The sequence below is a fragment of the Actinomycetospora sp. genome, from assembly GCF_055612215.1.
In genome coordinates, this window is the sequence record NZ_JBVPVA010000828.1 from 1 (window position 1) to 4,798 (window position 4,798).

At 75.8% G+C, this 4,798-nt stretch carries 5 protein-coding genes; 2 read left to right on the top strand and 3 right to left on the bottom strand.

Translation table 11 applies throughout. The features are described from left to right. A partial coding sequence (locus AC0CYZ_RS22575) for a heavy metal translocating P-type ATPase (protein ID WP_472219475.1) occupies window positions 1–1,253 on the bottom strand: 1,253 nt, incomplete at its 3' end. Window positions 1,254–1,347: 94 nt separating this feature from the next. Between AC0CYZ_RS22575 and AC0CYZ_RS22580 the strand changes: the two genes are divergently transcribed. Beyond that, window positions 1,348–1,662, top strand: a complete 315-nt coding sequence (locus tag AC0CYZ_RS22580) for a metal-sensitive transcriptional regulator (RefSeq protein WP_472219477.1) — start codon at window positions 1,348–1,350, stop codon at window positions 1,660–1,662. On the opposite strand, the gene AC0CYZ_RS22585 is transcribed toward AC0CYZ_RS22580, so the two are convergent. Together AC0CYZ_RS22585 and AC0CYZ_RS22590 are read right to left on the bottom strand one after the other, a co-directional pair. Further along, a complete protein-coding gene (locus AC0CYZ_RS22585) occupies window positions 1,659–2,030 on the bottom strand; it encodes a hypothetical protein (RefSeq protein ID WP_472219479.1) in 372 nt (123 codons plus the stop codon). The genes AC0CYZ_RS22580 and AC0CYZ_RS22585 overlap by 4 nt on opposite strands. 95 nt (window positions 2,031–2,125) lie before the next feature. Further along, entirely contained in the window at window positions 2,126–3,325 is a 1,200-nt protein-coding gene (locus AC0CYZ_RS22590; protein WP_472219481.1) for an acetyl-CoA hydrolase/transferase C-terminal domain-containing protein, read from the bottom strand. A gap of 158 nt (window positions 3,326–3,483) precedes the next feature. On the opposite strand from AC0CYZ_RS22590, the gene AC0CYZ_RS22595 reads away from it, so the two are divergent. Next, window positions 3,484–4,798, top strand: a 1,315-nt coding sequence (locus tag AC0CYZ_RS22595; RefSeq protein ID WP_472219483.1) for a DUF4185 domain-containing protein, incomplete at its 3' end; no start/stop codon positions are given.

Below are 4,798 nucleotides of genomic sequence, written 5' to 3' on the forward strand. Positions count from 1 at the left end.
CCGCGCAGCAGGATCCCCAGCTGCGCGCCGCGCCCGGTGCCCACCATCAGCGCGGTCGGCGTCGCGAGCCCCAGCGCGCACGGACAGGCGATGACCAGGACCGCGACGGCCGCGGTGAACGCGGCGGTCAGGCCGCCGCCGGCCACGAGCCACCCGGCGAACGTCGCCACCGCGATCGCGACGACCACCGGGACGAACACCGCCGACACCCGGTCGGCGAGGCGCTGGACCGCGGCCTTGCCGTTCTGGGCCTGCGCGACCCGGTGCGCGATGCGGGCGAGCTGGGTGTCCGCGCCGACGCGGGTCGCCCGCACCACCAGTCGCGACCCGACGGCCACCGTCGCCCCCACGACCTCGTCGCCCGGCGACACCTCCACCGGCACCGACTCGCCGGTCACCGTGCTCGCGTCGACCGCGCCGACCCCCTCGACGACGACCCCGTCGGTCGCCACCCGCTCGCCGGGCCGCACCACGAACACGTCGCCGACGACGAGGTGCTCGACCGGGATCCGGTGCTCGGCGCCGTCGCGGAGCACCGCGACGTCCTTCGCGCCGAGGTCGAGCAGCGCCCGGAGCGCGGCCCCGGCGCGGCGCTTCGCCCGGGCCTCCGCGAAGCGCCCCGCGAGGACGAAGGTGGTCACGGCGGCCGCGGTCTCGAGGTAGATCGAGTCCCCGCCGCCGGAGGTGAGGGAGAACGGGTGGCGCATGCCGATGGTTCCGGCGTCGCCGAACACCAGCGCCCACACCGACCAGGCGAGCGCCGCGAGCGTGCCGAGCGAGATCAGCGTGTCCATCGTCGCCGTGCCGTGGCGCAGGTTCAGCGCCGCCGCCCGGTGGAACCGCGCCCCGCCCCACAGCACCACGACGACCGTCAGGGCCAGCGACACCCACTGCCACCCCGGGAACTGCCAGGCCGGCACCATCGCCCACGCGACCACGGGGACGGTCAGGACGACGGCGACCAGCAGCCTCGTGCGCAGGGCCTGCGCGTCGTCGGGCCCGTCGGGCTCATCGGGGGTGGGGACGGCGGCGCCGTAGCCGAGGTGCTCGACGGTGCCCACGAGGTCGGCCACGGCGACCGTGCCCGGGTGGTCGACGCGGGCGTTGGCCGTCGCGTAGTTGACCGTCGCGGTGACGCCGTCGAGCCGGTTGAGCTTCTTCTCGATCCGCGCGGCGCACGAGGCGCAGGTCATCCCGGTGATGGCCAGCTCGGTGGTGGCGCGCTCCCCGGTGGGTGCCGCAGCCGTCGTCATCGTCGTGCCCTCCCGTCGACGGCTCCAGCAGTACCCCCCAGGGGTACCGCCGTCAAACCGGGCGGTGATACCCCACCCGGGTATCATGGCAGGTGTGAGCGAGACACCGGACGAGGCACCCGCGCCCACGCACGGCTACTCCCCGCACAAGGAGGCGCACCTCAAGCGCCTGCGGCGGGTCGAGGGTCAGGTGCGGGGGATCGCGCGCATGATCGAGGACGACAAGTACTGCATCGACGTGCTCACCCAGGTGTCCGCGGCCACCGGCGCGCTGCAGACGCTCGCGCTCGCGCTGCTCGAGGAGCACATGGGCTCCTGCGTCGTGGATGCCGCCAAGGCCGGCGACGAGCAGGCCAAGGAGAAGGTGGCCGAGGCGTCGGCCGCGATCGCGCGGCTCGTGCGCTCCTAGCCCTGCGCGGTGCCGGTGAGCGCGTCGACGCGGGCCCGCAGCTGGGCCGCGAGGTTCTCGACGCCGCCGAAGCGCCGGTCCACGACGAGCTGGCCGAGGCATGACAGCGCCACGGCCGGCCACTCCAGCAGACCGAGCACGCCCGCGCCGAGGAAGAGGCCGTAGAGCAGCAGGCTCTCCGGCTCCGGGGTGTGCGCCTCGAGCCAGGCCCACACGGCGGCGTCGTCCCCGCGGTCGAGGGCGGCGAGCAGGTCCGGCGCCGACTCCGGCGCGCCGTGCAGCTCCGGCGGGAGCGGCGGGGCGGTGTCGGTGCGGGCGATCTCGGCGGCCGTCCCGGTCGGGACGCTGGTGAGCGCGCGGTCGGCCATGGCGGTCCTCCGGGATGGTCGGCGAGCGCCCGACGCTACCCGGCGGCCACCGCCGCTGTCCCCACGAGACATCCCGACGTCACCGGGGCTTCACGTCACGGCGACCACACCCGGGCCAGTGCGATGCGGCGCTCGCCTCGGTCGAGCCCGCGCAGGTCCGCGACGCCGTGCTCGGTGACGACGGCGTCGACGTCGTGGCTCGCCGTGGTCACCGGACGGGAGAGCCGCTCGACGAGGGTGGGTGCGCCGCGGTGGGTGCTGGCGAGCGCGATCACCGAGAGGCCGCGGCGGGACCGGGTGGCCGCCGCGGCGTAGTCGGGGTGCCCGCCGATGCCCCCGACGACCGCCCGGGCCGTCCCCTCGACGTTCACCTGGCCGTCGAGGTCGATCTCGACCGCGGTGTTCACCGCCACCAGGGGCGGTTCGGCGGCCAGGCGCACCGGGTCGTGCGTGTGCTCGACGCCGTGCACCACCGGGTGCCCGGCCCGGCCGCGGGCGTCGGCCCAGGCGTAGAGGCGCTGCGTCCCGACGAGGTAGGTGGCGACCGGGTCCGAGGCGAGCAGCCCGGCGTCGTCGAGGTCCACGACCCCGTCCCCGAGCAGCCCGGAGTCGACGTGCACCGGGCGGCCGCGCTCGAGCACCGCGCCGACGACGGCCTGGCCGAGCTGGCCGGGCGCCCACTGCAGGCGGGCGCCGTCGGGCAGCAGGCCCGCGACGTGGCGACCGATCGCGCGGTGCTCCGCGCTCGGGTCGGCCGCGCCGGCGACCTCGTTCGGCCCGAGCCGGGCGTGCCCGACGACGTGGGTGCGGTCGTCGGGCAGCGGCGCCCCGGCGGCCGCGCGGGGGAGCGCCTCGTCGACGACGACCGCGACCGGGACGCCCGCGTCGACCACCGCGCGCACCCATGACACCTCGCTGCCCAGCACCAGCCCCCGCGGGTCCGGCGCCGCCCCCACCAGCAGGAGGTCGGGCCGCAGCGGCCCCGTGAGGAGGGCCGGTGTGGCCGACAGCCGCACCGGGATCGCCCGCACGTGACCCTCGGTGACGGCCGGGCGCAGCCCCCAGCCGGGCATGACGGTGCGGGCGTCGACGAAGGCGTCGAGGTCCAGCCCCTCCGGGACCGTCGGCATCCACCCCAGGACCAGGCGGAGGTCCCCCCGCTCCCGGGCAAGCGAGGAGAGCGCGGCGAACGCGGCCCGCGGGGTCCCGCACCCGTCGGCGACCGCGATCCGGGCGCCGCGGCGCACGAGGGCGGCGAGCGTCGTGGCGTCGACGGTGGCGGGGTCGGGGTTCACGGACGAGGTGCTCCGGGGGCTCGACGAGGGCGTCGGTCGACGCGCCGTGATCATGCCGGACGGGACCGAGAGTGCCCGGGTGGCGTGTGGGACACCTGTGGGTGATGCCGCGTGGCGTGCGGCCTCGCCGGCTCGGCGCGTTCCTAGCGTGCGCCCTCATGGGGGATCGAACTCGTCCGTACGGGCGCACCCGTCGTCGTGCCGCGCTCGTCGTCGCGGCGGTGGCGGTCGTCGTCTTCACCCTCGGCCGGGCCGCGCTGGCGGCTCCCGTCCCCGTCGTGCCGGGGGCACCCACCGCGACGACGCCCGTGGCGGTGGCGCGCTCGGCCACCGCGAAGGTGGCCGAACTCGTCGGCACCGGGTCGATGAACGACACCGGTCGGCGCTGGGGCGTCGAGGGCACCGACCTCGGACACATGTTCATGGTCGGCGACAAGCTGGCGATGGCGTTCGGCGACACCTTCGGCGGACCGCCCGCGAAGGACTTCTACTCCGTGCGCCACACCGACTGGCGCTCCAACGTCATCGCCTCGATCGACCCGCCGGCCTCGCCCGCCGCGGGGCTGCCGTTCCGCGGGATGATCACCGACCGGCCCGGGCACGCCAAGGAACTGATCGCGTCGAAGAAGGTCAAGGGCGTCCAGGAGACGGTGATCCCGACCTACGGCATCGCCACGGGACCCAAGAACGCCACGATGAACCTGCAGTACATGTCGGTGCAGTCGTTCGACCAGCCCGGCCACTGGCGGCTCACCGGGTCCGGGATCGCCAGCTCCACCGACGGCGGCGTCACCTGGCGCGACCAGCCGACCGCGCGGTGGCCCGCGAACTCGAAGTTCGGCCAGGTCGCCTACGTCCGCCCGGGCGGCCCCGACGACCCGAAGGCGCCCGTGCCGGCCGGGTCCGCACCGGGGGACACGGTCTACGTCTACGGCATCCCCGGGGGCCGGTACGGCGACCTGTCGCTGGCCAAGGTCCCCGCCGCGCAGCTCACCGACGCGGCGGCCTACCGCTACTGGAACGGCACCACCTGGGCCGCGGGGGAGGCGAGCGCGGTGCCCGTCGTGAAGGGCCCGGTCGGCGAGCTGTCCGTGCGCTGGTCGTCGTACTACAAGCGCTGGATGATGATGTACCTCGTCGACGACACCGGCGAGATCGTCCTGCGCACCGCGCCCGCGCCGACCGGCCCGTGGGGGCCCGCGCAGGTGGTGACCACGACGAAGGACTTCCCGAAGGCCTACGCGCCGTACCTCACACCGCGCTGGAACGACGGGCCCGACCTGTGGTTCACGATGTCGCAGTTCACGACCTACCGGGTGGAGCTGATGCGGACCCGGCTCGCCGTGCTGCCCGCCGGTGCGCCGGTGCCGAAGGCGGACCTGCCGCAGTCCCTGCCGGCCCGGTCGCCGTCGCTCTCGGCGCCCCCGCTGCCGGCGGCCGCCCCGGCACCGTCGACCTCGGCCGTGCCGCCCT